Consider the following 26,800-nt stretch of genomic DNA (forward strand, 5'->3'; position numbering starts at 1 on the left):
GCGCTCCGTCGTGAGCCGATTTCGCCGCTGGGTCGCCGCCCCCCTGTTCTTGATCGCCCTGAGCCCCGGGGTCGTCTCGGCGCAGGACTCCCCCTCCACCCCGGCCGCCGCCAGCGACAAGGGTCGCATCAAGCCCAAGGGCGAGCGGCAGATCGGCGCGCGCGAGCGGCCCACGGTCAAGAAGAAGAAGGAGAAGAAGCAATCCGAGAAGCGCGAGGTACGCCTCTCTCTTCAGATCCCCGAGCGGCTGCGTGCCGCGCTGATGAAGAAGATCGACCAGCGCATCGCCAAGAACCAGGCCAAGACCAAGAAGCTCCGCCTGGACGCGATGAAGCTGCTCGACAAGTTCATCAACGAGTCTCCGGACGACGAGCCCGAGATGGCCGAGGCGCTGATGCGCATGGGCGAGCTCGAGTGGGAGGACTCCCGCGAGCAGTTCCTGGTCAAGTTCACCGAGTGGGAGAAGAAGCCGACGGACCAGCGTGGCGATCCTCCGAACCCAGACTTCTCGCGGCCGCGCTCGCGCTTCTTGCGCGTGCTCAAGAACTACAAGACCTTCGATCAGTACGATCTGGCGCTCTACGTCGACGGCTTCATGGCCAACGAGGAGGCCAAGTTCGAGGAGGCGCTCGGCCGCTTCAACAAGATCATCGAGTGGTTCCCCCGGAGTCGCTTCATCCCGGACGCCCACATGGTGCGGGCCGAGTTCGAGTTCACCAAGGAGTTTCCCAACTTCGAGACCGCGTACAAGGAGTACGAGGAGGTCCTCAAGTACAAGGACAACGAGCTCTACGACCTGGCGCTGTTCAAGAGCGCCTGGTGCCTGTGGCGCATGGACCGCCCGGACGAGGCGGCCAAGCGCTTCCTCGCGGTGTTCAAGGCCACGGCGGAGGGTGGCGCGCGCCGCGACGGCAAGAAGCAGTCGGAGATCGACGAGCTGCAGGCCGAGGCGCTCAAGAACCTGGTCGCGGTCTTCGTCGAGGACGAGAAGAACCGCGCCGAGGACATGCACAAGTTCCTGGTCAAGGCGGGCGGAGACAAGTTCGCCGGACGCATCGTGCGTGCCTTGGCGGAGGCGCTCTACGACCAGTCGCACTACGAGCGTGGCATCGAGGCCTACCGCCTATTGCTCAAGCTCGAGCCGATGGCCCCCGACGCCTACAAGTACGGCCTCGCCGTCGCCCAGGGTCACTCCACCATGGAGAACTGGGGCAAGCTCCAGGAGGACTACCGGTGGTTGCTCAAGGAGTACGTGCCGCCGGATCCGAAGAGCAAGCAGAAGCCAGGCGCTTGGGTGAAAGCCCACAATGCCGCCACCGTCGCCGCCGCCTCGGCGGCCATCGAGAAGCAGCTGCGTGACGACGCCGTGGGGCTCCACGCCAAGGCACAGGCGGACAAGACCAGCAAGGGCGAGTACAAGGGCGCGGTCGGTCTGTACGAGGTCTATCTGACGCGCTTCGCTCGCGGCAAGGAGGCCTACGAGGTCCACTACAACCTCGCCGAGATCTCCTTCTACCACCTGGAGGACGCCAACAAGGCCGCCGACAACTACATGGCGGCCGTGCGGCTCGACCCGAAGGGCCCGCGCTCGCGCGACGCGCTCTACAACGCCCTCGCCGCCCTCGAGTACGCTCGCTACAAGGAGCTCGACGCCAACAAGGCCGCCGGCAAGAAGCAGCAAGAGACCGCCACCGACAAGAAGCTCACGGAGGCGATGGAGCTCTACATCAAGACCTACCCGAACGACCCGGACATCCCGGAGCTGTTGTTCCGGCAGGGCAAGCTCTACTACGACTACGAGATCTACGATCCTGCGGTGCGGCAGTTCGGCCTGTTGGTGGAGAAGTATCCGCGCGGAAAGTACGCCGAAGGTGCCGGCGAGCTCATCCTCGACAGCTTCAACAAGAGCCGTGACTACCAGAACATCGAGACCTGGGCGCGCCGCCTGAAGACGGCACCCGCGTTCATGGCGCCGGACAAGCAGAAGCGCCTGAACGGCCTGATCGTCGTCGCGGTGTTCAAGCAGGGCGAGCAGCTGGCGGAGGCCGGCAAGCACGACCAGGCGGCGTCGGCGTACCTGCGAGCTGCCAAGGAGTTCCCCACGGAGCCCCGCGCCGCGCAGGCTGCCGTGAACGCCGAGGTCGAAGCCAAGAAGGGCGGCGATCTCGAGACGATGAAGGCTGCCGTGGCCATCCTGATCTCCGACCACCGCCAGCGCGAGGAAGCGGCGCAGGGCGCCTGGATCGCCGCCAACACGTTCCAAGAGGTGGGTCTGTTCAGCGAAGCGGCGGACTACCACGACGTCGTCGCCGAGAACTTCCCCAAGTCGCAGCACCACAAGGACGCGGCGTTCAACTCGGTGCTGCTCCGCACCACGGTCGGTGAGACGCAGAAGGCCATCGACAGCGGCAACCGCTTCCGCAAGACCTACCCCCGGGACGAGAGCACCGAGGAGGTCACCTTCCTGATGGGAAAGGCCTACGAGAAGGCCGAGAAGTGGAAGGATGCCGCCGGCATCTACGAGCGCTACACGGGCAACGCCAAGACGCCGAGCGGGCAGATCGAGGCCTACGTGCGGCTCGCCACCGTGCGCGTGAAGCTGGGGGAAGAGAAGAGCGCCGGCACTGCGCTGTCGCGCGCCATGGACACCTACAAGCAGCGCAAGGGCCAGCTCGACGACAGCGGCAAGTACTTCGCGGCCAAGGCCAAGTACATGCAAGGCGAGCGCATCCTGGCCGAGTTCGAGGCCGTCAAGATCGAAGGCGACGTCAAGCAGCTGAAGGACCGGCTGAAGAAGAAGGGCGAGCTCTTGAAGAAGGCCGCGGACACCTTCCTGGGCACGGCCGAGATGGCCGTCGCGGAGTGGACGACCGCGTCGCTCTACCAGATCGGCTTCACTTACGAGACCTTCACCAAGTCGCTGTTGAATTCGCCGCCGCCGCCCAGCTTGGGCAAGGACGACCAGGAGCTCTACAAGCAGCAGATCGACGAGTTCGTCGTGCCCATCGAGGAGCGAGCCCTCGAGGCCTACGAGAGCGGCTGGAAGAAGGCGCTCGAGCTCGGCATCTTCAACAGCTGGACGGCCAAGATGCGCGCCGCGCTCGGTCGCTTGAACTCGGAGCTCTACCCGCCGCTGAAGGAGATCGGCTTCGAGCTTCAGAGCAAGGGTCCCTCGCCGCTGCCGGCGCTGATCGATGGCACTCGGCGCACCAAGGAGAACCGCAGCGAGCCCTACCTGATTCCGCCCCCCGAGCTTCCCGAGAAGAAGGACAAGGACGAGAAGAAGGACGAGAAGAAAGACGAGAAGAAGGGCGACAAGAAGGCCAAGGACGAGAAGAAGGACGAGAAGAGCGCCGACAAGAAGCCCGACGAAGAGAAGAAGGACGAGAAGGCGGACGAGAAGCCCACGCTCACGGGCAAGGGCGTGAAGAAGGGGGGTAAGAAGTGACCGGCAGGGTCTCGCTCCGCTCCCGCCTCTGCCTCGCGGCGGTCATAGCGCTCTTCGCCTTGGCTTGCGGAGGCTCCGCCAAGGTCAAGCAGGCGCCGGCGCTGCCCCCGGCCAACCCGCAGGCGCTCGGCAAGATGGCGCAGGCGGTGCAGAGCGCGAACGAGAAGCAGAAGGCGATCGCCCTCCTCCGCGACGCGGTCAAGATCGATCCGAACCTGTGGGAGGCCCGCTACAACCTGGGCGTGCTCCTGGCGCAGGTGGGCGACCTGACCGACGCCGAGCTCGAGCTCTCGAAGGCGCAGGCGCTGGCCCCGAACGCCGAGGACGTGGTCGTCGCCCTGGGCGAGGTCAGGCGGCGTCTCGAGGACCCGAAGGGCGCCGTCTCCGTGCTGGAGCCGTTCTGCAAGGCGAACCCCAAGGCGGTCGCGGCTCGCATCGAGCTGGTGAGCGCGCTGCGCGAGGCCGGCGAGGTGGAGCTGGCGATTCGCTACGCCCGTGAGGTGCTGGTCCGGCGCTCCAACGACCCGAACGCTCTGGCGGAGCTCGCCATGAGCCACCTCGAGCGCGGTGAGGTCGACGCGGCGGAGCTGTTGGTCAAGGAAGCCGAGAAAGCGGCGCCCAACAACGCCATCGTGGCGCGCACCTCGGGGTTGGTCTCGCTCAAGCGTGGGGACGACGCGGTGGCGTTCAGGCAGTTCGCCAAGGCGAGCGAGCTCGACCCGAAAGACACGACCGCGCGGCTCAACACCGGCACAGTGCTGCTCCAGGCCGGCATCTACGACAAGGCCGTCGAAGAGTTCCGCGGCGTGCTCGCGGTGAACCCCGACGACACCATGGCGGGCGTCGGCTTGGCCGCGGCGCTGCGCGGCACCGGCAGCCGCGACAAGCAGGGGCCCTATCTGGAGGCCGAGAAGATCCTGAAGCAGGTGCTCGAGCGCGAGCCCAAGAACGTGTCCGCGCTGTTCAACCTGGGCGTGCTCTACGCGGACTTCTTGAAGAAGCCGGCCGAAGCCAAGCCGCACCTGACGAAGTTCCTGGACTTGTCACCCAAGAGCCATCCCGCCCGGCCCGAGGCCCAGAAAATCTTGAGCGGGACGAAGTAGCGCCCCGCTCACTTGATCGGGGGCGGCAGGTCGGGGACGCACTCGATCGACACCGATGTGCTCGAGGGAGCCCACGCCAGGCTCAGCGGATCGAACTGGAGCCCCGCCGGAGAGGTGATCTTGCTCATGTTGGTGAAATCGGCCTGCGTCACCACGCCTTGGTAGTCCATGACCGCGAGCAGGCCCTTGCCGTGCACCGAGACGAACTCGCCGAGCTCCTTCGACCAGTCGTTGGTCCAGGGGATGCGGAACCCGCAGAAGACCACCACGTCCCACTCCTGCGCGAGCAGCGCAGCGTTGCCCTTGTACTTCGCCGGCAGGTCTTTGCCCTCATACGAGAGCTCGGCGGGCAAGGGGTTGTCGATGATACCGCCGGGCTTGCACAGGTACTCGTCGCCGAACGCGAGCACCTTCGGCGGGGTCTTGGTCTGACCCAGGTAGCCGGTGACGTTGAAGGCCGCGAGGAGCTGCGGCAGGCGCGTCGAGTCGCACCAGGCGATGACATGTCCTTTGCCCCAGCGGTCCATGGCGAAGACGCGATGGTTCTGCCCGCCCACGTTGATGAAGCCTTCGCCGTCCACCTGGAACCCGGGCAGGATGGAGATGGCGCACGACTGCTGGGTGTCGATGCTGAATTCGAGCTTGCCGCAGGCGCAGCCAGGGTCACCCGGGACGCCGCCGTCCGGGCAGGAGAGCGCGTCGCTCGGGGAGTCCGGCAGCGACACGTCGAGGCCGACGCCGCCGCCGCTGCCGCCGCTCGGGTAGCCCCCGCTGCCGCCGGCGCTCGAGCCCCCGACGCCGCCCGTCCCGCTGCTCGTACCGCCCGCCCCAGCGGGACCGCCGCCAGAGTCGCTGGTGCCACCGCAGCCGTAGCCCGGGAGCGCCGCCAGAGTCAGCCCCGCCAACGCCAATACCCACCAGCCTGCGCCCATGCTCCCAGGAGTAGCAGCGAATCCCGAAGTGTTCTACCGACACGGCGTGGAACCGGGGAAGCTCCCGTCGCTCTCCAGCTACCTCGAGCGCTTGCCGCGGGGGCTGGACTCGTACCCGGACGTCGTGGTCAAGGCGTCGGTGTACCGCGACTCGCTCGCATCCCTCTCGCTCGACGATTGCCTCGGCGTGCTGCCGGACGAGCTGCGCGAGCTCGTCACGCACCCGCTGCCGGTCACCGCCTGGGTGCCGGAGGTGCGCTCGCTCTCGATCCTGATCGCGGTCCGGGACCGGCATTTTCCCCAGACCGAGGCCGGCGTCGACGCCTACGAGGAGTGGGTCTTCGAGCGCAACTACCGCTTGCTGCGCCGCCCGCTCTACCGCGCGCTCTTCATGTTGTTGAGCCCCGAGCGCCTGATCTCGGGAGTGGAGCGGCGGTGGAGCGCGTTCCGGCGTGGGACCTCTCTCCGGGTCGTCGAGCGCTCCGAGGGGCGAGCGGACCTCGCCATCACTCATCCCGAGAACCTGTTCGACCACACCGTGCGGCGGGGGATGTGCGGCGCGTTCCGAGCGGCATCGGTAGCGGCTGGGGCCCGCGACGTGACCGCGGAGGTCGTGGACGTGGCAGAGCGCGAGACTCGGGTCCGCGTCTGCTGGCGCTAGGGCCCCTTCATTTTTCCACCCGCCTCTCGCCCCTGCCTCCACTGAGCCCGCAGCCGAGGAGAGGCAGGCCAGATGAAGACCGGGAAAACCAGGGGAATGGTGGGCTTTTTGCGGTTCGGCGCGGTGATGGCGCTGCTCTCGGGCCTCGGGGCGGCCTGCGCCAGCTCGGAGGACGAGCTCGGGGCGAACCAGCCGGGAGGCCCCAAGATCGACTTCTGCTCGACCGGCGGCGACGGCTTCACCTGCAGCGGCGCGGTCGCCGTCGACTGCTCGGACAAGAGCAAGAAGGTGGACTGCGCGGCGCAGGGAAAGACCTGTCATCAGGGAGTCGGCTGCGTCACCTGCACTCCGGGTACGGGGAGCTGCGAGAACGGCAAGGCCAGCGTGTGCCGCCCGGACGGGGCGGGCTACCTGAGCTACGACTGCGACGAAGCTCAGGGCATGGCCTGCACGCCCGGGGGCTGCATGGGCGCCTGCGCCTGGGGCTCACTCGGGTCGAGCTACCTCGGCTGTGACTACTACCCGACAGTGACGCTGAACAACGGGCTCTGGAAGGGCTTCGAGTTCGCCGTGGTGGTCTCCAACGTGGGCCAGAAGCCCGCCAACGTGCTGATCACCAAGGGCAGCGAAGAGGTCCAGAAGCTCACCCTCGAGCCGGGCAAGCTCGAGGTCGTGCGCCTGCCCTGGGTCAAGGAGCTCAAAGGGCCCGACCCGAACTTCATGGGTCAGCCCCAGCCGCCGGGCAACAGCTCGCTGGTGAAGCAGGGCGCGTACCGCGTGCGCAGCGACCAGCCCATTGCCGCCTACCAGTTCAACCCCCTCGACTACGAGATCGACCCCATCCCAGCCGACTGCCCCGATCCTGCGGACTCTCCCGGCTGCTTCTCGTACTCGAACGACGCCTCGCTGCTCCTGCCGGCGCACATGCTCAGGGAGCGCTACACCGTGGCGACCTGGCCGACCTTGGGCTGCAAGGCGGCGTTTTACACCATCACCGCCACGCACGACGACACGGAGGTCCAACTGAAGACGCGCGGGAACATCGTCCCCGGGGGCGGGTTCGACTCCACGGGTCAAGGTTACGCCAAGCTGAACAAGGGCGACGTGCTCCAGATGATCTCGACGCCCACCGGCGGCCCCTTCTGCTTCGACTCGCCTGGCAGCGACGTTACGGGCTCGGTGGTCGACGCCTCCAAGCCCGTGCAGGTCATCGCCGGCCACGGCTGCGCCAACATCCCCGCCCCGGAGACTCAGGCCTGCGACCACATCGAAGAGGTGATGTTCCCCGACGAGACCCTGGGCAAGGAGTACGTCGTCGCGCCACCAGCCACGCCGAGCGGTCCGAACCCGGAGGCGCAGCAGACTCTGCGGATCATCGCGGTGCAGGACGACACCGAGGTCAGCTTCGACCCGCCCGGCGTCCACGAAACCATCGTGATTGGTCGGAACAGCCCGCCCATCGAGCTCCGCTACCTGCGGGACAGCGTGCGCGTCAAGGCCGACAAGCCGCTGATCGTCGCGCAGTTCATGCAGGGCACGGACAAGAACGGGGACGAGAGCGTGAGCGGCGATCCGGCGCAGTCGATGGCCATTCCTACCGGGCAGTACCGGAACGAGTACACCTTCCTCGCTCCGGAGAACTACACCTCGAGCTGGGTCGACGTCGTCGCCAGGGTGGGCGCCAAGGTTCAGGTCGACGAGCAGGTCGTGAGCGACTTCGCGCCCATCGGCGAGAGCGGCTGGGGAGTGGCCCACGTGAAGCTCGGACCGGGCAGCGTTCACCACGCGAAGGCCGAGAAGGCCTTCGGCATCACCGTCTACGGCTACGGCGACTGGACCAGCTACATGTACCCGGGCGGCCTGAACCTGGGGACCATCAACCCGAGCGTGAAGTAGCTCACTGGATCTGCACGAGCTGATACAGGGTGTAGTCCCAGGCGTAGAGCTTCTTGGCGACCGAGTCGAAGCCGAGGCCGTAGGAGCTGGTGCTGGTGCCGTAGTTCGCCAGGATGTCCGCGTAAGGCGTCGTGCCAGCCGGGTTGCACACGTAGTAGACCTCGCTCTTGTTCCCCTTGAAGTAGAGGAAGTCCGCGGTGCCGTCGCCGTTGGTGTCGTGCGCGTGAATGGCGTTCGAGTAGCTCGAGGTGGCCAGGTCGAAGGCGTTGGTGATCAGCGTGACCGTCTTGGTCGTCCGGTCGACGCGCACCAGGCGCTTGTTCGTGCCGCAGGCGGTGTAGAAGTACTTGTCGTCCACTGCCAGGCCGCTGCAGTAGGCCTCGCCGGTGAAGGTGCCCTCCGCCGTCGCCGTGTTGGGGAAGGTCGGCGGCGCGGCGTTGGCGGACCAGAGCTCGTGGTTCGCGGTCGCCAGGGACTCGGTGGTCATCAGGTAGACCTTGCCCTTGTAGGTCACGCCCGAACGGATGTAGTCGCCCGGAACCTGCGGGAAGGTCACGAAGTCCTGGGCGGCCCAGTTCGCGCCGGGGATCAGCTTGTAGACGTAGCCCGTGGTCCCCGTCAGCGTGTACTCGTTCGTGAACGGATCGTTGCCGTTCATGAACATGTTGTAGCCGAGCCACGACGTGGAGACGCCGGGCGCGGTCTGCTGGATCCACGTCCCCTTGCTCATGCGCCAGAGCGTGCTGGTGTTGCCCAGGTACACGTAGCCGTTCGGATCCTGATCGGCGGCCACGTAGTACCAGAGCCCGCTCGGTCCGGCGACCTTGGTCACGCCGCCGCCCAACATGCCGCCGGTCCCGGGGGCGCACGGCGGGGTGATCACCGTGAAGCCCCAGGTGGGCTTGGTGACGGGCTTCGAGCACTTGCTGTCCGTCAAGCCGGTCACGTCCACCGTGACGACCTCACCCGCCGGGAAGGTGATCCCGGGGTTGATGTTCATGGTCTTGTTGGAGTTCGTCCAGGTGACCGCCGAGTTCGGGGCGGTGAACGTGAGGTTGGTGCCCTTGTTGCCGGTGACCTTGACGGTCCAACCGGTGGTCAGGACCGGCACGTCGAAGTCGGCGCTCAGCGTGGGCTTGAGCGTGCTCGTGGTGGCGCCGTTGCCCGGCGTCAGGGTCACCGCGCTGGCCGAGAACGTCGTGCAGTCCACCTCCGCCAGCGTGATCACCAGCGGGTTCGACAGCGGGGCCGTGCCGGAATTCAGCTTGCCGACGTAGAAGAAGTAGGTGGTCCCGCTGGTGACGTTCAGGCTGCCGCTGGTCGAGGTGAGCGAATAGTCCTTGAGCCCGATGCAGGTGAGCGGGCTGCCCACCGTTCCGCAGGTGCCGCTGGAGACCGCCACCACGTAGTAAGAGCTCAGCGGCTTCTCGACGGTGAACTCCAGGCTGCCGGTGAAGCCGGCCTGGTAGACGAGCACCAGGTCGGGGCCCATCACCGTATAGGTGGAGGTGGAGCAGCTGGAGGGGATCGGGCTCAGGTAGTCGTTCTTCGTGGCGGTCCAGTTGATGGTGTTCTTGCCGGCCTTGATCGGCACGACTCCGCCGCAGTCTTCACCCGTCAGGTTACCGGCGACGCAGGAGTAGTTGCTGCCGCTCTGCTCGCACTTCTGCCCTAGCGGGCAGGTGGTGGCGACTTGCCAGTCCTGACAGCCGTTGATGCCGACCTTGCACTCCTGAATCAGGTTGGCGTTGCACTTCTTCTCGTTCAGCGTGGGACAAGGATTCGTGCAAATGCCCTCGCATTTGGCCTTGCCCGCCCCGGCCAGCTTGCAGAACTTGCTGGTCGCCGAGCAGTCCTCGGTGGCCGTCCAGTCCAGGCAGCCGTTGGTGTCCGTGGAGCAGGTGGACAGCACGTTGCCCACGCAGTTCTGCGTGCCGACGGCGCTGCACTTGTTGTTGCATGCAAACGTGCACTTCGCCACGCCGCCCGGGGTCGTGCAGGACTGGCCCTGCGCCGCGCAGTCAGTGGTGGTCACCAGCGCGAGACAGCCATCGGCGCCTTGCTCGCACGTGCGCAGCACGTTGCCGCTGCACTGGGTGTCGCCGGCCTTGCTGCACTGGTTGTTGCAGGCCGCGCCGCACACGGCGATGCCGCTGGTGGCATCGCAACTCTGTCCCTTCGCCGTGCAGTCGTCGATCTGCTTCCACTCGTTGCAACCCTTGGCGGCGTTCTTCTGGCAAATCTCGATGGCGCCGGCGTTGCACTGAGTGCCGCCGATAGTCGGGCAGGCGTCGACGCAGGTCGAGGTGCAAGCCGCGTTGCCGCCCGTCGCATCGCACTGCCCGCCGCTCAGAGCGCAGTCGGCGGTCTGAGCCCAAGCGCGGCAGCCCGAGGCCCCTTGTGTGCAAGTCTGGAGCACCGTCCCCTGGCACTGCGTGTCGCCCACGTTGACGCAGGTGTCGGTGCAGCAGGTGTTGGGGTCGAGCTGGCAGCTGGTGGCTTGGCACGACAGCGCGCCGCCCTTGAAGCCGAGGATCTGGCAGGTGATTCCCCCCAAGTCCTTGCCGTCGCAGGCCTCGGCTCCGTCCTTCACGCCGTTGCCGCAGGTGCCGCCCTGGTTCCCGCTGTCACCACCGGAAGCGCAAGCGACCAGGACATACCCACACAGCGCGGCGAACACCGCTGCCAAAGCTCGTTTCACGATAAGCCTCCTAGCCCGACCAACCCCAAGCGTAGCTCAGGCGCCGGGGCCCTAGCAGCGCCCGCACGATCCGGCAATGGTTTCCGAGGCTCAGGCCCCGTGGGAGCGCAGCGCGAGGACGCGCTGGAGCAGCTTCTGGCCTGCGCCGCTGGTGGCGGCGGGCGCCTGGCGGACGGCGTGCTCGGCCTCGGCGCCGATGGCAGAGAGCGCCCGAGCGTCCCGCTCCAGGGCCTGCTCGACGGCGTCGGGCGCCCAGCGCCCGAGGTCTTCCAGCGACTCTGCAATGCGCGGCAGGAGCGCGGTCACGACCCGCTGCGACGGGTAGCTCCGAGACAGCCCGAGCACCAAGCGCCAGTTCACGCCGGCGGCAGCCTCGAGCAGCTGCTCCCGCGCCGTGTGGCCGACGAGGGGCAAGAGACCTTCCAAGAGCAGGTCGAGGCGCGAGACGGGCTCGGCTGCCCAGCGAGGCACCAGGCGTCGCCGGCGCAGGTCGTCCAGCAGGGCGTCCCGGCGCGCCTCCCCGACGCGACTCAGGAAGCGCGCGAAGAACGGCTCGAGCGCCGGAGCGGACAATGTGCCTTGGGCGAGCGCGTCGAGCGCCGGGCTCGGTTCGGCGCCGGCCTTCTCGGCGGCAAAGACGGCGGCAGCCACCAGGAGGCCCGCGCGCGTGGCGTGCTCCACTTCCGTCGCGAGCGCGACCGCCCTTCGAGCCACGCTCTCCGGATCGCGGGCGACGGCGTTCTCCAAGAGGTCGAGCGCGAGCTCGATCTCACCGGCGAGCGCCAGGGCTGCATCGACGGCCACACCTCCGGGAAGCTCCAGCGCGCAGAGCGTCTTGCGCAGCGAAGGAGAGGCCAGGGACGGCCTCTCGCCGACGAGCGCGAGCAAGCGCCCGAGCCGTGGGTCCAGCGCGGGCGCGCGGTCCGGTCGCGACGTGAGCAGCCAGAGCAGGGTGGGCAAGGCCCGAGCTGCAGCCGCGTCACAATCGAGCGCGCCTGCCCGTGCGCGCTCGAGCAGCGAGAACAGCAGGCGTTCCACCTCGGGGGCGTGGGCGGGGAGGCGCGCGCGCAGCGCCAACACGCCGAGCGAAGCCAGATCGCCGTCGTTCCAGGGAATGCCGGCGACCGGCGCGCAGTCCGTTGCGAGCAGGCGTTCGATCCCGGCGAGCGCCGCCAGCGAAGGCTCGTCACCCTGCCCGTAGAGCGCGATGCACGCCGCATGGCACACGGGCGGTGGCTCGCTCAGCTTTGCGGCGAGGAGCGGCGCCGACGCTTCTTCGTGCAGGTAGTGATCCTGCAGCGCGAGGGCGAAGAGCAGGCTGGAGATCACCCTCGGGTCGCGCTCCCGGTCGAGCGCCCGTGCGAGCGCTCTCTGCACGCGCGCCGCGGAGTGCGCGAACCACGACACGCACATGGCCGCGTTGCTGCGCACCAGAGGGTCTGGGTCCGCGAGCAGCGTGAGGAGCGCTGGCAGGGCGTGCTCCACCGCGGCGTAGCGCTCGGCGAGGGCCGGCGCGCGATCGAAGTAGCCGCTGAGCAGCGGCGCCTCGAGGTCGAACCCTTGGAGCGCCCAGTGGGCGGAGACCGGAACGCACAGGTCGCTCAAGAGCCGGACCAGGAACGCGCGCTCCGGGGCGGCGGGGTCGCAGGCTTGCTCGACCAGCGCACCGACGTCCAGAGCGCACAGCTGGTCGAGCCCCCGGAGGAGGTGGGCGCGAGCATCCGCGCGGATCGCCGCGTCGCCGGCGCGGAGGTCGGTGAGCGCGCGGGGCGCGAGCCTCTGGCTCGGAGTCCGAGCGCCGTCGCGCTCGAGCTTGGCGGCGAGCCTGGGGTAGCGGCGCGCGAGCAGCGGGCGATTCGGCCTGCCGTCGAGGCACATGCCCTCATCCTCCCCGAACGGCGCGTCGTCGATCTCGACGTCCGGCAGTCGCGCCAGGAAGTCGTCGCAACCGGTGCGCTCGAGCCAGGCCGCGCGGGCCGCGGACAAGAGCTCCGGCAGCTCCGGGGTACGCTCCCACTCGAGCTCGGCCAGGCTGTCCGGGTCGGCGAGCACCCGAGCGAAGGCGCCCGGGCCCTGGGCGATCAGCCAGGCACGAAGCTCCGCGAAGCGCTGCTCGGAGCAGGTTCCGAGCACGAGGTAGGCGGCTCCTGCGAGCTCGGCCCGGTCCGACAGCGCGAGCTTCTGCTCGAGCTCGTGCTGAAAGCCAAACAGGGCGGCGTCTTCGAGCTCGACCAGGAGCGCGCCGAGTGAGTCGGCGAACTGTCCGCGCGTTTCGCGGGCTCGGTCGATGAGCTGCCAGAACCGGGGCTCGTCCAAGGTCCCTCAGCGCTTCTGGAACAGGAGCAGGTAGTTGAAGCCGCGCAGGAAGAAGCCGCCTTCGTCGGCTGCCTTGCGGTAGTTGCCCATCTGCAGGGTCTTGTTGTGGCGGGCCACGGCGACGATGTCGTGGGGAGTGAAGTGCCGCTTGGCCAGCTCGAACAGCTCGAACCCCAGCGGCCAGAAGCCCTTGTCCTTCTTGAAGACGTCGCACACGTAGATGGCCAGCATGCGCTCTGCCCTCAGCACGCGCGCACACTCGTCGAGCACCAGGCGCATGGCGCGCTGGTACCGACCGTCGGCCTTGAGCTTCCCGATGCAGCGCTCGTCATCGGAGTATTCGAGGTTGTCCGCGTAGGGCGGGTCCATGAAGATCAGATCGATGCTCTTGGCTTTGAGCGGCAGGCTGCGGGCGTCGGCGGCCTGGATGTCCGGGCGTGTCGGCGAGAGGTCGAAGCCCAGGCCGTTGCGTCCGAGATCGCGACACACGTCCAGAGTCGTGCCGCTGCCGCAGAAAGGGTCGAGGACCTCGTCACCGGGCTTGCTGAAGCGGTGGACGACGTTCCAGACCACGTAGCTCGGCGTCGCGCCGCGGAACGCCGAGCTGCCCTGCTGCTCGTTGCCGTAGTGCTGCGACGGATACTCCCAGAGCGTGGTGACCTCGGGCCTGAGCGGCGGCTTGACCAGGCGGGGACGGCGGGACGTTCGGGAGCGCATGACGATCGAGCGAAGGCTACTCCCCCCGGGCTCAGGCCGCCTCGCGCTCGACGCGGGCCATGGCGCGCGTGCGCGCGCGGCTGGCCCACCAGGCGATGGAACGGAAGACCACGAACATGAGCGCGGCCGCTCCGGCGGAGAACGCGCACCCGAAACAGGTCTCCATGCCGAAAGAGCCTAGCGCGGCGATGGCGGCGCGTCAGGCCTCGGTGGAGGTCTCGGCCTCGTGGGCGGTGCGCGCCGCGTCGGCGTCGGGCCGCCTGGGCAGCAGCGCCGCGCCCAGCCCCAGCCCGCCGATCGCCGCGACACCCGAGCCGACCAGGACCGCGAGCTTCGCGGTCTCGAGCGTGGCTCCCGCGGGGAAGGCCAGCCCCGCCACGAACAGCGACATGGTGAAGCCGATGCCCCCGACCAGGCCGACGACCAGCACGCCGCTCCAGCGAACGCCGCGGGGGAGCATGGCGAGCCCGGCCCGCGCGGCGAGCCACGACGCGCCGGCGATGCCGATGGTCTTGCCGGCGACCAGGCCCAGCGAGATGCCCAGGAAGAGCAGCACGCCGTTGCCCGAGATCGACACCCCGGACAGCGCGACGCCCGCGTTGGCGAGGGCGAACATGGGCATGATGCCGAAGGCGACGCTGCCGTGGAACTGGCGCTCCAGCCGCTCCACGGGGGAGCCCTCCTCGCCCGTCCAGGCGCGCACCGGCGTCATCAAGCCGACGGCGACGCCGGCCAGCGTGGGGTGGACGCCCGCCCGGTACGCACCGGACCAGACCACCAGCGCCGGCACGACGTAGGCCAGGGGCGCACGCACGCCGAACCCCTGCATGACGACGATGCCGGCGATGCCAGCGCCGGCCAGCGCGAAGCCGAGTGGCTCGAGCCCCGACGAGTAGAACACGGCGATCACGATGATCGCTCCCACGTCGTCGATGACCGCGAGGGCCAAGAGGAGGACCCGCAACGCAGGTGGAACCCGGCGCCCGAGCAGCGCCAGCACGCCCACGGCGAAGGCGATGTCCGTAGCCATCGGAATGCCCCAGCCTCGCGCCGTGTCGTGCCCGTGGTTCAGGCTGGCGAATATTGCGGCGGGGACGAGCATGCCGCCGAGCGCAGCGACCAGCGGCAGCGCCGCGCGCTTGAGCTGGCTCAGCTCGCCTTGGTGCATCTCGCGACGGATCTCCAGCCCGACGACGAAGAAGAAGATCGTCATCAAGCCGTCGTTGATCCAGAAGTGAAGATCGCGCTCGAAATGGAACGGCCCGACCTTGAGCCCGATGGGCGTGTGCCAGAGCGCGCTGTAGGCGCTGCTCCAAGGGGAGTTCGCCCAGACGAGGGCGATGACGGCCACGCTCAAGAGCAGGATCCCGCTCGCGGCTTCGATGGCCAGGAAGCGCTCGACCGGGCGCAGGATGCGGCGCGCGATGCGGCGCGCGGGACGCCAGGTCCCCGGCTGGCGGGTGCTGGTGGCAGACGTGTCGGTGATGGACGGGGTGGACATCGACGCTCGCGTTCTCCGCGCGGCTGGCGGCCCGACCAGCCCAATCCTGCAGCGGCGCCTCCGCTGCACCCGTTCGAACCACCACTATTTGGGCTTGGACCGTATCGGGTCAAGCCTCATCTGGAGGGAAAATCGAGGCCCCGCGCCACTTCTCGTCGCGCAGGGCCCGATTCTGGCTCGACGCCGCGCTCAGTTGCAGAACCAGTTGTTGCTCACGCACACGCACTGCAGGCCGCCCCAGGTACAGACCTGGCCGGCACCGAGGTTGCAGCTGCTGCCCGGCTGGGGTGGTGCCGTGGGGCAGGAGCTTCCCCCACCGCAGGACCACTGGCCGTTGTTGCAAGTGCATTGCGCGTTGCCGTACATGCAGCGGATCCCCGAGAGCACGCCGCAGCTACCGGTCGGCTGGGTCGTGGGACAGGTCCCGCAGTCCCAGTCGCCGTTGAAGCACATGCACTGCTCTGTGCCGTAGAAGCACTGCGGGGTGTCGTTCCCGAAGCTGTTGCAGTTGGAGTCGTTCGCCGGCTTGTTCGTCGGGCACGGGTCGCAGTCCCAGCTGCCACCGAAGCACGTGCACTGGTTGTTGCCGAACGTGCAGTTCATCAGCGGGTTCTGACACTGACTGCCGCCCTGCGGCTGCGCAGTGGGACAGGTCGCCGTGCCGCCGCCAGTGCCGCCGGTGCCGCCGGTCGCGCCACCAGTGCCGCCGGTCGCGCCACCAGTGCCGCCGGTCGCGCCACCAGTGCCGCCGGTGCCAGCGGACGCGCCCGCGGCGCCGCCAGTCACCGAGCCCGCGGTGCCGCCGGTCGCCGAGCCAGCGGTGCCACCGGTCGCCGAGCCCGCAGTGCCACCGGTCGCCGAGCCCGCGGTGCCGCCGGTCGCCGAGCCCGCGCTGCCACCGGTCGCCGAGCCCGCCGTCCCGCCGGCCGCCGCGCCCGCGGTGCCGCCGCTGCCACCTTTGCCGCCGCCGGTGCCACCCTTGCCGCCGGTCGAGCTGGCGTCCTCTTCACTGTCGCCGCCGCAGGCCGTCGCGACCAGCATCGCCGCGAACACGCTCGCGAGTCCCATTCGAGAAAGCTTCGCCATCCAATCCTCCTACCCGCGCAGGAAGGTAGCGCGAAAGCGCCTCCCGGCAAAATCCAGAAGCAGCAGCGAAGCTCCGTGCCACCCGGGCCTGGCGCGGAGCTTCGGCGCGCTTGGCTCAGTTACAGAACCAGTCGTTGTTCACGCACGTGCACTGCAGCCCGCCCCAGGTGCAGATCTGGCCCGTCGGGGCGTTGCACGTGCTGCCGGGGCTGGGCGGGTTCGTGGGGCAGCCGGGCTGGCTCGTGCACTGCCACTGGCCGTTGTTGCAGGTGCACTGGGCGGTGCCATAGAGGCAACGCATGCCGGTCAGGGCCCCGCAGCTGCCCGTCGGCTGGGCGCTCGGACAGGTCCCGCAATCCCAGGTGAAGTTGTAGCACATGCACTGCTCGCTTCCGTAGAAGCACTGGGCGCCCGTCGATTGACACGCCGCCGGGGTGTTGGGCTTGGAGCCGGGGCAGGGATCGCAGTCCCACTGGCCGCCGAAGCACGTGCACTGCTGGTTGCCGTAGGTGCAGTTGGTGAGCGGAGTGACGCCCGTACACTGACTGTTGTCCTGCGGCTGACTGCTCGGGCAGGCCGCGGTGCCGCCTCCCGTCCCGCCGGTTCCACCGGTCGCGCCGCCGGTTCCGCCGGTTGCGCCGCCGGTGCCACCGGTTGCGCCGCCGGTTCCGCCGGTCGCCGCGCCGCCCGCGCCGGCCATGCTGCCGCCCGCGCCGGCCGAGCTGCCTCCCGCGCCGGCCATGCTGCCGCCTGCGCCGCCCGCGCCGGCCGCGCTGCCGCCCGCACCAGCCGTGCTGCCGCCGGAGCCGCCGCTCGCGCCGCCCGAACCGCCGCTGCCGCCCTTGCCGCCGCCGGTGCCTCCAGTGGATTTACTCTCTTCTTCGCTGTCACCACCGCACGCGACTGCGACCATCATCGCCGCGAGCACGGTCGCGATACTCGTCTTCGTGAGCTTTGCCATCACCGCCTCCTGCCCAAGCCCGAGGAGCTTAGCCCGTCGAGGCCCACCAGCGCCACCCCGCAGCCGGCCACATCCGTCCGGAATGACCCGGAATTGTCCCGCAGGTTTGACTCGGTCGCGGTCCTTCTGCCAAACCTTCCGGGCTCGTCGCGGCCTCTTCGAGCGTTTGGCCGAAGACCGGAGCACCCGAAATGTTCGGACCCCACTCGAGAATCCCTGCCGCCATCGCGCTGGTCGCGTCGGGCCTCGGGCTCACCTTCGCTTCGAGCTCGACCCTCGACTACGCTGCGCACCTCGATCGCCGCCTCCACGATCTGCACTGCAGCTTCGTGCCCGGCGCCCCCCCGACGGACGCCGCCGAGGCGTGTCGCACGGCGATGTACAGCCCGTACGCGGCCTTCTTTCGCGACAAGTACTGGGGCGGGATCCCGATCTCGCTGTTCGCGCTCGGCGCCTTCGCGTTCTTCGCCGGTTTCGCGCTCTACCTGCTCTTGGCCGGCGATCGGGCGCCCCGCCGCGCGGTGGGCTTCTTTGCCTGCGTCGGCGTCACCCCGCTCCTGGTGTCGGCGGTGATGGCGGTCATCAGCGCGACGCAGCTCGGATCGTTCTGCAAGACCTGCATCGGCATCTACATCGCGTCGTTCCTGCTCGCGCTCGGCGCCCTGCTCGGCGCGCTCGGGCTCCGGCGCGACGCGCACGTCGATGCACCGGTTCGGCCGCAGGGCAGCTGGCTCGTCCCGCTCGCGTTCCTGCCGGCGCTGGGCGCCGTCTGCCTGGTACCCGCGGCCGTCTACGCCAGCACCGTCCCGGACCACCGACCCTACCTCGACAAGTGCGGCACGCTGAAGAAGGACCCGGTCGCCGGCGACTCGCTCTTGCGGATGACCGGCACGAAGCCGGTCAAGCCGGCGCTGTTCTTCGAAGACCCGCTGTGCCCCACTTGCCGGGCGTTTCACCAGCGCTTGGACGCCGAGGGTGTGCTCGAACGCCTGGACGTACAGCTGGCGCTGTTCCCGCTCGACAGCGAGTGCAACTGGATGCTCTCGACCGCCATGCACCCAGGCGCGTGTGTGGTCAGCAAGGCGGTGATCTGCGGCAAGGATCGCGCGCGTCAGGTGCTGGAGTGGGCCTACGACGAGCAAGACGCGCTGACCCGCGCAGGCAAGGCGGGGGCTCCCACGCTGCGCGCGTTGCTCGAGAAGCGCTGGGGCGCCGGCACGCTCGAGTGCATCGACTCGAACGAGACCAAGCAGACCCTGAACAAGCACCTGCACTTCGCCGCGGACAACGCCGTCGCCGTGTCCACGCCCCAGGTTTTCCTGGGAAAGCAGCGGATCTGCGACGAGGACACGGACATGGGGCTGCGCTACACGTTGCGCATCTTGGCCCCGGAGGTGGTCGAGTGAGCAGCATGGCTCGGGTCATCGCGCCGGCGGCGGGAGCGATCGTGACCCTGCTCACCCTGGGCGGGCTGTCCCTGTCGGTCAGCGCGGGCGTCAAGAGCGCGGGGCAACGCCTGACCACGCCCGAGGCGGAGAAGCCCAAGGTGGCGACGGCGGAACACGCCGAGGTGCCGTATTGCACACCGCGCTTCAAGCAGGTGCTGGAGCGCGTGCTGCACTCCTGCGGGCTGTCCGGCGGGGAGAACCGCAGGGGCTGCAAGCCGGCGGACGTGAAGACCTTCGCTTCGATCGACGACAAGGACTTCATCGAGCTGTTCACCCCGCTCAAGGAGCGGGGCGGCGTCGTGCTGTTCGACACCGCCAAAGACGAGCTCGACGCGGAGGCGAAGAAGCTCCTCACCGACCGCTGGACCGATCGGAAGGGAGCACGCTACTTCTTCGTGGTCGCCCGCGCGTCGAAGACCGGATCGGCCGACAAGAATCGGGCGCTCTCGCACCGCCGCGCCAACTCGATCATGTATTTCCTGAAGGAGATCTCCAAAGATCCGGAGATCGAGAAGAAAGTGGGGCTGCTCTGGCTCGGCAACGAGTTCGCGCAGCTGCCGAAGGAGTACTGCACGTGGCCGAACTCCCGCGCCGGGAAGAAGTGCGACGACGAATCCATCAACCGCTCGGCGTTCGTGTCGTGGGTGGACTGCCGCTTGTAGCGCTCGGCGCGCTGCTCGCCGTCGCCTGCACCGAGGACAAGAAGCGCGAGCCCAGCGCGACCGGTCAGCGCAGCCAGGCGGTGGCGGCGACCGCCGAGCCCGCGAAGAGCGCGGCGCCGTCGGCCGCGCCGGCGCTGCCGAAGAAGCCGCCACGGAAGCTGTGCGCCGGCGAGCTGGGGAAACCCGGGCGCAAGCTGCCCGAAAAGGCCATCTCCCGGGCCAAGGCCGCCGGCGAAAAGGACCTCCCGGCGAAGCTCGCGGGGAGCGCCGGGGCCTGGACCTGGGTGAACTTCTGGGCGGCCTGGTGCGTTCCCTGCAAGGAGGAGATGCCGCGGCTGCTCGGCTTCGAGAAGAAGCTGGGACAGAAGCTCCGGCTCGTGTTCGTCACCCTCGACGACGACCCGCGTCAGCTCGACGAGTTCCTCGCGGCTCAGCCTCAAGGCGGCGTGCGCGCCAGCTACTGGCTGAAGGAGGGCAAGGAGCGGCAGGAGTGGCTCGAGGCCGCGGAGATCGAGGAGGATCCCGAGCTCCCGACGCACCTGCTCCTGGACCCGGAGGGCAAGGTGCGCTGTCGGGTCAAGGGCGCGGTCGAGGACTCGGACTTCGCGTCGCTCGCCGAGATCGTCGGGGGCTGAGCGATGGCGCGCGTTGCGCTGCTGACCGGTGCGACAGGAGCCATCGGCCGGGCGATCGCCCGAGGGCTCGGCCGCGAGCCGGGCGTCGAGCTGGTCCTCGTCGTGCGCGACCGCGCGCGGGGCGAGCGCCTCGTCGGGGAGCTCGCCGCCGAGGGCCTGACTGCCCGGCTCGAGGTCGCGGACCTGTCTCGCAAAGCCGCGGTGCGTGAGCTGGCCGAGCGCTGGGAGGGCCCGCTCCACGTCCTGGTGAACAACGCGGCCGTCGCGCCGCTGGCGCGGGAAGAGACCCCCGAGGGCATCGAGCGCCAGCTCGCCACCAACGTGCTCGGTTACCTCTGGACGACCGAGTTGCTCCGCCCCGCCCTGCGCCTGGGCGCGCGCGACGCCGGTGAGGCCCGCGTCGTCAACGTCGCGAGCTATTGGGCGGGTGACCTCGCGCTCGACGATCTGGAGTTTCGGCGGCGCCGTTACGACAACGACAGCGCCTACCGGCAGTCGAAGCAGGCCAACCGCATGCTGACGCTGGTACACGCCGACATGCTCGCGCCCGATCAAGTCAGCGTGAACGCGTGTCACCCCGGCGACGTGAATTCGACCCTGTCGAACGCGCTGGGATTCGGCGGCAGCGAGAGCCCCGAGCACGGCGCCGACACGCCGGTCTGGCTCGCCGTCAGCGCCGACCTCCGCGGCGTGACCGGGGGTTACTTCGAGCGGCGCGCTCCGGCGCGCTGCCGCTTCGCGAGCGACCGAGCGGGCATCGCGGAGCTCTACCAGCGCTGCGCGGGGTACTGAGATGCGTTCACTCGAGCTCGAGCTGCCGCGCTTCCTGGAGGCGCCGCTTCGTGCGGGTCACCCCTGGGTGTACCGCGACCACGTCCCGCGGGAGTTTCGCGCGCCCGCGGGCGCCGTGGTGCGCATTCGAGCCGGCAGCTTCACGGCGTTCGCCCTCTGGGATGCCACGTCGCAGATCGCGCTCCGGGTGTACTCGACCCGGGAAGCACCGAGCGCCGCCTGGGTGACCGAGCGCGTGCGGCAGGCCTGGGAGCTGCGCGCGCTGGTGCGGTCCGAGCGCACCTCGGCGTTCCGCTGGATCTTCGGCGAGGGCGACGGGCTGCCGGGCGTCGTCGTCGATCTCTACGGCCGCTTCGCGGTCATCGCGCTTTACGCCGAGGGTCTCGAGCAAATCGCGGACTGGGTGGCACAGGCCCTGCGGGAGACGACGGAGCTCTCGGGCGTCGTCCGGCGCAAGCGCGAGTCCGAGGAGCGCCTGGAGCTGGTCTGGGGTCGAAAGCCGCCGCCCGACCTGCTGGTCGAAGAGCACGGCGTGCGGCTGCGAGCGGACCTCGAGCTCGGCCAGAAGACCGGGCTGTTCCTGGACCACCGGGAGAATCGCCGCTACCTAGGCACGCTCTCCGCGGGCCGGAGCGTCCTGAATCTGTTCTCGTACACCGGTGCGTTCTCGCTCCATGCCGCGCGGGGCGGCGCCAGCCGCGTGACGAGCGTCGACGTGGCGGCGCGCGCCATGGACACCGCCCGGGAGAACTTCCGGCTCAACGGCCTCGACGCCGACGCCCACGACTTCGTCGTCGCCGACGTGTTCGAGTACCTCGAGCAAGCGCGCCGCGCGGGAAAGACGTGGGACCTGGTGATCTCCGACCCGCCCAGCTTCGCGCGCAGCAAGCAGCAGCAGAAGCAGGCGCTCCGGGCCTACGCCAAGCTCAACTCGATGGGCCTGTGCGTGACCGCGCCCGGTGGCCTGTACGCGGCGGCGAGCTGCACCTCGCAGGTCGGGCCGGACGCGTTTCGGCAGACCTTGGCCGAAGCCGCCGAGCGCGCCAAGCGGCGCCTCCAGATCATCCACGAGGCGGGGCAACCGCCGGATCACCCGGTGCTCGCCCAGCACCTCGAGGGCAGGTACCTCAAGTTCGTGGTGGGGCGAGCGCTAACGCCGGCGTGACAAAAGGAAGAAACCGCACCGGCGGCGGGGTGGACGTCCGTCGCGGGTGCGGCTCTTCGGGACTCGGGATCGGCTCGGGCTTCAGGCGCCGAGCGCGCCACCTCCTTGGCTCTTGGCGACCGGCTCACGGTTAGCGCGACGCTTCGTCGGGCTTTCTTTGGGCTTGGTTCTCATCGGGCTTGGCTTGTCTTGTTTTTTGGGGACGAGCGCGTCGAGACGGCTTGCCGTGGGTCGGTGCGGTTTTCGTAGCGGTGAATTCGGGCGGGAGGTCAGTTGAGCTGGGCGAGCACCTCCGTTCTGCTGCCGTCTGGGCGGTCCATCGAGGCGATGACCACGTGCTGGCCGGCGCTCATGCGCACGCCGGCGTTCACTCGAGCCTCGGTGGAGGGAGCTTTGGGGACGCGCACGCTCTTCCTGACGTCGAAGCGGAGCGGGGCGGACGCGCCGCGACCCTCGCGGTGCACGGAGATCCGCCACTCGGCGTCGCCAACCTGCGTGTCGATGCGGGACGACGAGCCGAGCTCGCCGAGGGGGAGCGTGAAGCGCTCGATGCGAGCGGGCGAGCCGGCGACGATCTCGCGGATCTCGATGGAGACCATGGTTGGGCTCGAGGTGCTCGCAACGGCTGCGGGTGCCGGACGTGTCGGGGGTGCCGGCGCCTTCAGCTGCGCGGGGACTCGCGGGCGCGAGTAGGCGGCAGGCTTCGTCGCTGGCGGCGGGAAGCGGCGGGACCAGGGCAAGACGTCGGGCTCGCGCGCCGGCGCCACTGCGGAGCGCGGGGGGGGAGGGTCCGCATGGGCGTCGGGCGCGCCGAGCGAGAGGGCGGCGAAAGCCAACGGGGCTGCCAGTGACGACACGATGTGGACCGGGCGAATGCTCATTCAGTGCTCCTTGGTTGCGTGATTTCGACTAGAGCAACGCCCGTGCCACGCCGCGGTCATCGCGCAATGCGCGGGAAATCGCGGAAACTCGCCCGCGCTGCGCCGCGCCGAATTGTCACGCTGTCGCCGGCCCGCGGCGCGCGCTGACGGGCTGGCAAAGTGCTGCTCAGAACACGTAGCGCAGCGAAACGCCGCCGGTCCAGGCCAGCGCCTGCTCGCCGCCGCGATCACGCCCGAGCACGTCCTGGTAGTTCTTCACGCCGCCGTTCAGCGCCAACGCCATGTGCGGATTCACTTGGTACCACTCCAGGCCGAGCTGCCCGCCCCAGTACAGGCCGAGGCGGTCGGCGTTGCGGTAGCCATAGTAGAAGAGCACGTCCTCGCTGATCTCGGCGGCGCCCGCGCTGCCCTGCACGTAGATGCCGAAGCGATCCGTCGGCTTGACGGTGAGGCGCAGGCCGCCACCGAAGCCGTACAGCGCATAGGTGCGCGGGTCCGGCGGGCGGTTCGCGTAGGAGGTATTCGAGAACACCAAGTCACCTTCGGCGAACACCATCAGGAACGACAGCGGCTCGAAGCCGAAGTGCAGATGGAACCAGGGTGAGGTGGGGGAGACGTTCTTCAGCGGGCCCAGGTGCCCCATGGCCCCGATGGTGGACTCGACCACGAAGCCGTGTCCGCGGGGCGGAGGCGGCGGCGCCTCTTCCTGGTCGTCGGCCTCCACCTGATCCCGGCCAGCTTGCGGGTCGCTCGAGAGCCAGGTGTCGATCTCCGCCTCGGTCATCTGGCGGCGCTCGGGCTCGTCGGCGGCCCGGGACTGCCCGGCCCCGAGCGCGAGCGAGAGCGCCGAGAGCGGGACCAACGCGAGACGGGAGAGGCGCGGCATACGAGGCGGGCCGCACGTTAGCGCGCCCGCCCCCGGCCGTCATCGGGCTTGTCCGGGGACAAAAAGCCGAAGCCCCACGCCTTCTGCGGCGCGGGGCCTCGCTTCGGCCCATTACGGGCCGTTCGTCGGGCTCACTGAGTCTTGGCGCGGTAGTGGATGCCGCAGCGGTAATAGGTACCTTGGATGTTGGCGTCCTTGCTCGAGGCGCTGAGCTTCACGATCAGCTTCGACTGGCCCGTCGGGGTAGTGAGCTGGCTCAGGACCGCGTCCTGCGTCGCGGTCTCCACGATCGAGCCGCCGGTGACCGCGGAGCCGTCCTCCTTCAGCAGGGCCACGGTGAAGTTGCGCAGGCCCGAGCCCGAGCGCTCCGCGCCGCACGCCACCGACACCGTCTCCCAGGCCGTCGACGGCACGTTCGCCGAGAAGTGATCGACGTCCGTGGTGCTGGTGATGTCGCCCTCGATGAAGTAGCTGCCGGGCTGCGAGGTGGCTACGGTGAGGGCCTCCGCCGTGCCCAGCGTGTCGTTCGCCGACTCGTTCTTCTCGACGGGGTTGCCCGCGCCGAAGCCCGACAGGTCGAAGTAGAAGTCGTTGCTGCCGGTCGGGCTCGCCGCGCGCTTGTAGAACGCGACGTACTCCTTGCCCGCGATCAGCGGCACGTCGATGCTCTGGCCCTGGCTCGACTTGGTGTCCTTCTTGGAGAAGTCCACCTTGGCCAGGACCACGGTCGGCGCGGCCTTCTCCGCGATCCAGATCTCGCTCGGCGAGGTCGTGGAGCCGTTGCCGTCCACGCCGCCCTCCTGGGTGTAGAGGCTGCCGTTCAGGCGGCTGCCGCTGGCGACGGTGATGTCCGTCGGCACGGTGAAGCCGTAGGCGTCCACGTCCGTCGCGCTGCCGAAGGTCCCCATCACGGTCGTCAGGTAGTAGCTGCCGGCCTGGTTGGGGTTCTTCTTGTAGGTGAGCGGAGTGGCCTGAGTCTCGTTCTCGTTCGGCTCGACCTCTTTCACCTCGCCCTGGTCGGTGAATTTGATCTCCGTGATGTACATGCTGTAGTTCTTCTTGGTGATCTTGGCGACGGGCGCGCAGTTCGACGCCCCGCCCTTCTCCCAAGCGGTGCACTCGACCACGCGCACGTAGTAGGTGCCGTCCGCCGGCAGCACGGTCATCAGGAACGGGTCGTTGCTGGTGCGCGGGTTCGGATCGTCCTGCTCGGCGATCTTCTTGCCCGTCGAGTCGTACATCGTGATCACGAGATCGACGTAGGTCGGGTCGAACTTGTCCGTGCCGGTCTTGGCGGCGGTGATGATTTGCAGAGCCTGGCCCGCCTTGCCGTCGAACTTGTACCAGTCCTGATCCGTGGCGGCCGGATCGAGCGCGCCCGCTACCGAGTCGTTCTGCGGATCGGTGCCGATCTTGGTCTGCGTCGCCGTCTCCTTGGTGTCGTTGCCGTCGGGCTTCGCGCCGCCCGTGCCGCCCGCGCCGCCGGTGCCGCCCGCGCCGCCGGTGGTCCCTCCGGCGCCGCCGACGCCACCGCCGACGCCGCCCGCGCCGCCGATGGGCCCGCCGCCGATGCCGCCCGAGCCGCCGCTGCCGCCGGTGCTGGAGCTGCCGCCGCCGTCGTCACCGCCGCAGGCGGTCACGGTCGTGAGCCAGCCCGCGCTGGCGATCAGAAGTGCAAGAGAGGTCCTGGTCTTCGAAGTCATGTTCAATCCCCGTTCGGTTGTCGTGGCGCGGCGGCGTCGTCCCCGAGCACCTTCGCGGCCGGGCAGCATAGAGGGGCGCCGCAGCTTTTCAAGGCGAGCGGGTTTCTCGCGCCCCGACGCGGATTTACCCGCGTCTGGACGCACGTGGGTCCGGCGGCAGGTCCCGCTCAGCCCATGAAGTCGCGCTTGGCGCTGAGGCTGAAGAGGGGGAGGCCGGCTTGCCGAATCGTCTCCGCGCCGCCCTCTTCTCGGTCGACGACGGCGAGGATGCCGATCACCTTCGCCCCCACCGCCTCGAGCGCCTGCACGGCCTTCAGGCTCGAGCCGCCGGTGGTGATCACGTCCTCGAGCAGGGCGACCCGCAGCCCGGGGCGGAGCGACTTGTCGCCCTCGACCAGCTTGGCGCTGCCGTGGTCCTTGCGCTCCTTGCGCACGTAGAGCGCAGGCAGCGGCCGACCCGCCTGGAAGCTCACCAGGCTGACCGCGCTCGCCAAGGGGCAGCCGCCGAGCTCGACTCCGCCGACGGCGTCGCACTCGGGGAGCTCCGCCAGGGCTTGGAACATCAGCTCACCCACGAGCGCGTGGCCCTCGGCGGTGAGCACGCTCTGCTTGCAGTCGATGAAGAAGTCGCTCTCGCGACCGGAGGCGAGGATGACCTTCTTCTTTTCGAAGCTGCGCTCGCGGAGCAGCGCCACGAGCCGCTGACGCTTGCCCTCGTCGATCACGAGCGCTTCGCCTTCTTCTTCCCTCGAACGCCCTTGCCCAGCGCGGGCACGACCGGCGCGGGCGGTCCCGCGGGCGGATCCGCCGCCGCGATCGGGACCGAGACCTGCGCTGGCGGGGGCGCCGGTGCGGGCTTCGCGGCCGCGGGCGCCGTCGCCGGCTTGGGGGTCGCGGTCAACGCGGGCTTCGCCTTCACGCCGCTGAAGCTCTCGCCGACCCGTCGCGTGGGCACCACCGCAGCGCGGCGCGGCGCGGTGGGCTCGCCCTCCGTGCGCACGCTGCCGCGCACGAGCGCGCCATCGGCGATGCCGATGCGCGGCGCGACAAGATCGCCGACGACGCGGGCGCCGCGCTCCAGCATCACGGCTTCGCTGCCGGTCAGGTCGCCGGCGACCTGGCCGGCCACCAGGATCTGCGCGCCGCTGACGCTGCCGTTCACGGCGCCGTCTTCGCCGATGGCCACGTCGCCGTCCACCTGGACGTCGCCCTCGACCCGGCCACGGATCTCGATGGAACCGGCGCCGCGGACGTTGCCGCGGACCGCAGTGCCCTGCCCGATGATGGTTGCTGCCGCCATCGCCCC

At 69.2% G+C, this 26,800-nt stretch carries 21 protein-coding genes; 9 read left to right on the top strand and 12 right to left on the bottom strand.

Annotated elements, in window-relative coordinates:
* Positions 1–10 precede the first annotated feature (10 nt).
* Both HS104_35945 and HS104_35950 read left to right on the top strand, forming a co-directional pair.
* On the top strand, positions 11–3,448 hold the full coding sequence (locus HS104_35945) for a tetratricopeptide repeat protein (GenBank protein MBE7485348.1): 3,438 nt from the start codon (positions 11–13) through the stop codon (positions 3,446–3,448).
* Complete coding sequence (locus tag HS104_35950; GenBank protein MBE7485349.1) at positions 3,445–4,551, top strand: tetratricopeptide repeat protein; 1,107 nt, start codon at positions 3,445–3,447, stop codon at positions 4,549–4,551. The genes HS104_35945 and HS104_35950 overlap by 4 nt, the downstream gene beginning before the upstream one ends.
* A gap of 8 nt (positions 4,552–4,559) precedes the next feature.
* Here HS104_35950 and HS104_35955 read toward each other — a convergent pair whose 3' ends face one another.
* Entirely contained in the window at positions 4,560–5,483 is a 924-nt protein-coding gene (locus tag HS104_35955; protein MBE7485350.1) for a hypothetical protein, read from the bottom strand.
* Between the two features lie 28 nt (positions 5,484–5,511).
* Here HS104_35955 and HS104_35960 point away from each other — a divergent pair, with 28 nt between their 5' ends.
* Positions 5,512–6,144 carry a hypothetical protein gene (locus HS104_35960; protein ID MBE7485351.1) on the top strand — a complete coding sequence of 211 codons (633 nt, stop codon included), beginning with the start codon at positions 5,512–5,514 and terminating at the stop codon, positions 6,142–6,144.
* Between the two features lie 72 nt (positions 6,145–6,216).
* Entirely contained in the window at positions 6,217–8,040 is a 1,824-nt protein-coding gene (locus HS104_35965) for an IgGFc-binding protein (protein ID MBE7485352.1), read from the top strand.
* Position 8,041: 1 nt separating this feature from the next.
* Here the strand turns inward: HS104_35965 and HS104_35970 are convergent, their stop codons facing one another.
* From HS104_35970 to HS104_35995, 6 genes are all read right to left on the bottom strand, one after another.
* Positions 8,042–10,741, bottom strand: coding sequence for a hypothetical protein (locus tag HS104_35970; GenBank protein ID MBE7485353.1), 2,700 nt, complete (start codon positions 10,739–10,741; stop codon positions 8,042–8,044).
* A gap of 90 nt (positions 10,742–10,831) precedes the next feature.
* Positions 10,832–13,057, bottom strand: coding sequence for a DUF4240 domain-containing protein (locus tag HS104_35975; protein MBE7485354.1), 2,226 nt, complete (start codon positions 13,055–13,057; stop codon positions 10,832–10,834).
* A 6-nt stretch (positions 13,058–13,063) separates the two neighbouring features.
* Positions 13,064–13,774 (bottom strand): DNA methylase, encoded by a 711-nt coding sequence (locus HS104_35980; protein MBE7485355.1) that lies wholly within the window; start codon positions 13,772–13,774, stop codon positions 13,064–13,066.
* Positions 13,775–13,973: 199 nt separating this feature from the next.
* Entirely contained in the window at positions 13,974–15,275 is a 1,302-nt protein-coding gene (gene nhaA / locus HS104_35985; protein MBE7485356.1) for a Na+/H+ antiporter NhaA, read from the bottom strand.
* Positions 15,276–15,464: 189 nt separating this feature from the next.
* Positions 15,465–16,343: a hypothetical protein gene (locus tag HS104_35990; protein ID MBE7485357.1), complete on the bottom strand. Its 879-nt coding sequence runs from the start codon at positions 16,341–16,343 to the stop codon at positions 15,465–15,467.
* 133 nt (positions 16,344–16,476) lie between these two features.
* The gene (locus HS104_35995) at positions 16,477–17,322 is read right to left on the bottom strand and encodes a hypothetical protein (GenBank protein ID MBE7485358.1); all 846 of its coding nucleotides are present in this window, start codon (positions 17,320–17,322) and stop codon (positions 16,477–16,479) included.
* 191 nt (positions 17,323–17,513) lie between these two features.
* On the opposite strand from HS104_35995, the gene HS104_36000 reads away from it, so the two are divergent.
* From HS104_36000 to HS104_36020, 5 genes are read left to right on the top strand one after another with little or no spacing between them, the layout of a single operon-like run.
* Positions 17,514–18,728, top strand: coding sequence for a hypothetical protein (locus HS104_36000; protein MBE7485359.1), 1,215 nt, complete (start codon positions 17,514–17,516; stop codon positions 18,726–18,728).
* A gap of 17 nt (positions 18,729–18,745) precedes the next feature.
* Positions 18,746–19,432, top strand: a complete 687-nt coding sequence (locus HS104_36005; protein ID MBE7485360.1) for a hypothetical protein — start codon at positions 18,746–18,748, stop codon at positions 19,430–19,432.
* Positions 19,411–20,067 carry a TlpA family protein disulfide reductase gene (locus HS104_36010; GenBank protein ID MBE7485361.1) on the top strand — a complete coding sequence of 219 codons (657 nt, stop codon included), beginning with the start codon at positions 19,411–19,413 and terminating at the stop codon, positions 20,065–20,067. The genes HS104_36005 and HS104_36010 overlap by 22 nt, the downstream gene beginning before the upstream one ends.
* Before the next feature lie 3 nt (positions 20,068–20,070).
* Positions 20,071–20,859 (top strand): SDR family NAD(P)-dependent oxidoreductase, encoded by a 789-nt coding sequence (locus HS104_36015; protein ID MBE7485362.1) that lies wholly within the window; start codon positions 20,071–20,073, stop codon positions 20,857–20,859.
* A gap of 1 nt (position 20,860) precedes the next feature.
* Positions 20,861–22,024, top strand: coding sequence for a class I SAM-dependent rRNA methyltransferase (locus HS104_36020; GenBank protein ID MBE7485363.1), 1,164 nt, complete (start codon positions 20,861–20,863; stop codon positions 22,022–22,024).
* Between the two features lie 269 nt (positions 22,025–22,293).
* On the opposite strand, the gene HS104_36025 is transcribed toward HS104_36020, so the two are convergent.
* The 5 genes from HS104_36025 to HS104_36045 form a co-directional block, all read right to left on the bottom strand.
* Positions 22,294–22,905, bottom strand: coding sequence for a hypothetical protein (locus tag HS104_36025; protein ID MBE7485364.1), 612 nt, complete (start codon positions 22,903–22,905; stop codon positions 22,294–22,296).
* Between the two features lie 166 nt (positions 22,906–23,071).
* Positions 23,072–23,791, bottom strand: a complete 720-nt coding sequence (locus HS104_36030) for a hypothetical protein (protein ID MBE7485365.1) — start codon at positions 23,789–23,791, stop codon at positions 23,072–23,074.
* 131 nt (positions 23,792–23,922) lie between these two features.
* Positions 23,923–25,494, bottom strand: coding sequence for a pre-peptidase C-terminal domain-containing protein (locus HS104_36035; GenBank protein ID MBE7485366.1), 1,572 nt, complete (start codon positions 25,492–25,494; stop codon positions 23,923–23,925).
* Positions 25,495–25,661: 167 nt separating this feature from the next.
* On the bottom strand, positions 25,662–26,219 hold the full coding sequence (gene pyrE / locus HS104_36040) for an orotate phosphoribosyltransferase (protein MBE7485367.1): 558 nt from the start codon (positions 26,217–26,219) through the stop codon (positions 25,662–25,664).
* A complete protein-coding gene (locus HS104_36045) occupies positions 26,216–26,794 on the bottom strand; it encodes a polymer-forming cytoskeletal protein (GenBank protein ID MBE7485368.1) in 579 nt (192 codons plus the stop codon). Before HS104_36045 ends, pyrE begins: the two co-directional genes overlap by 4 nt.
* Between the last annotated feature and the right edge of the window lie 6 nt (positions 26,795–26,800).

It is taken from the genome of Polyangiaceae bacterium, assembly GCA_015075635.1.
GTDB lineage: Bacteria > Myxococcota_A > Polyangia > Polyangiales > Polyangiaceae > JADJKB01.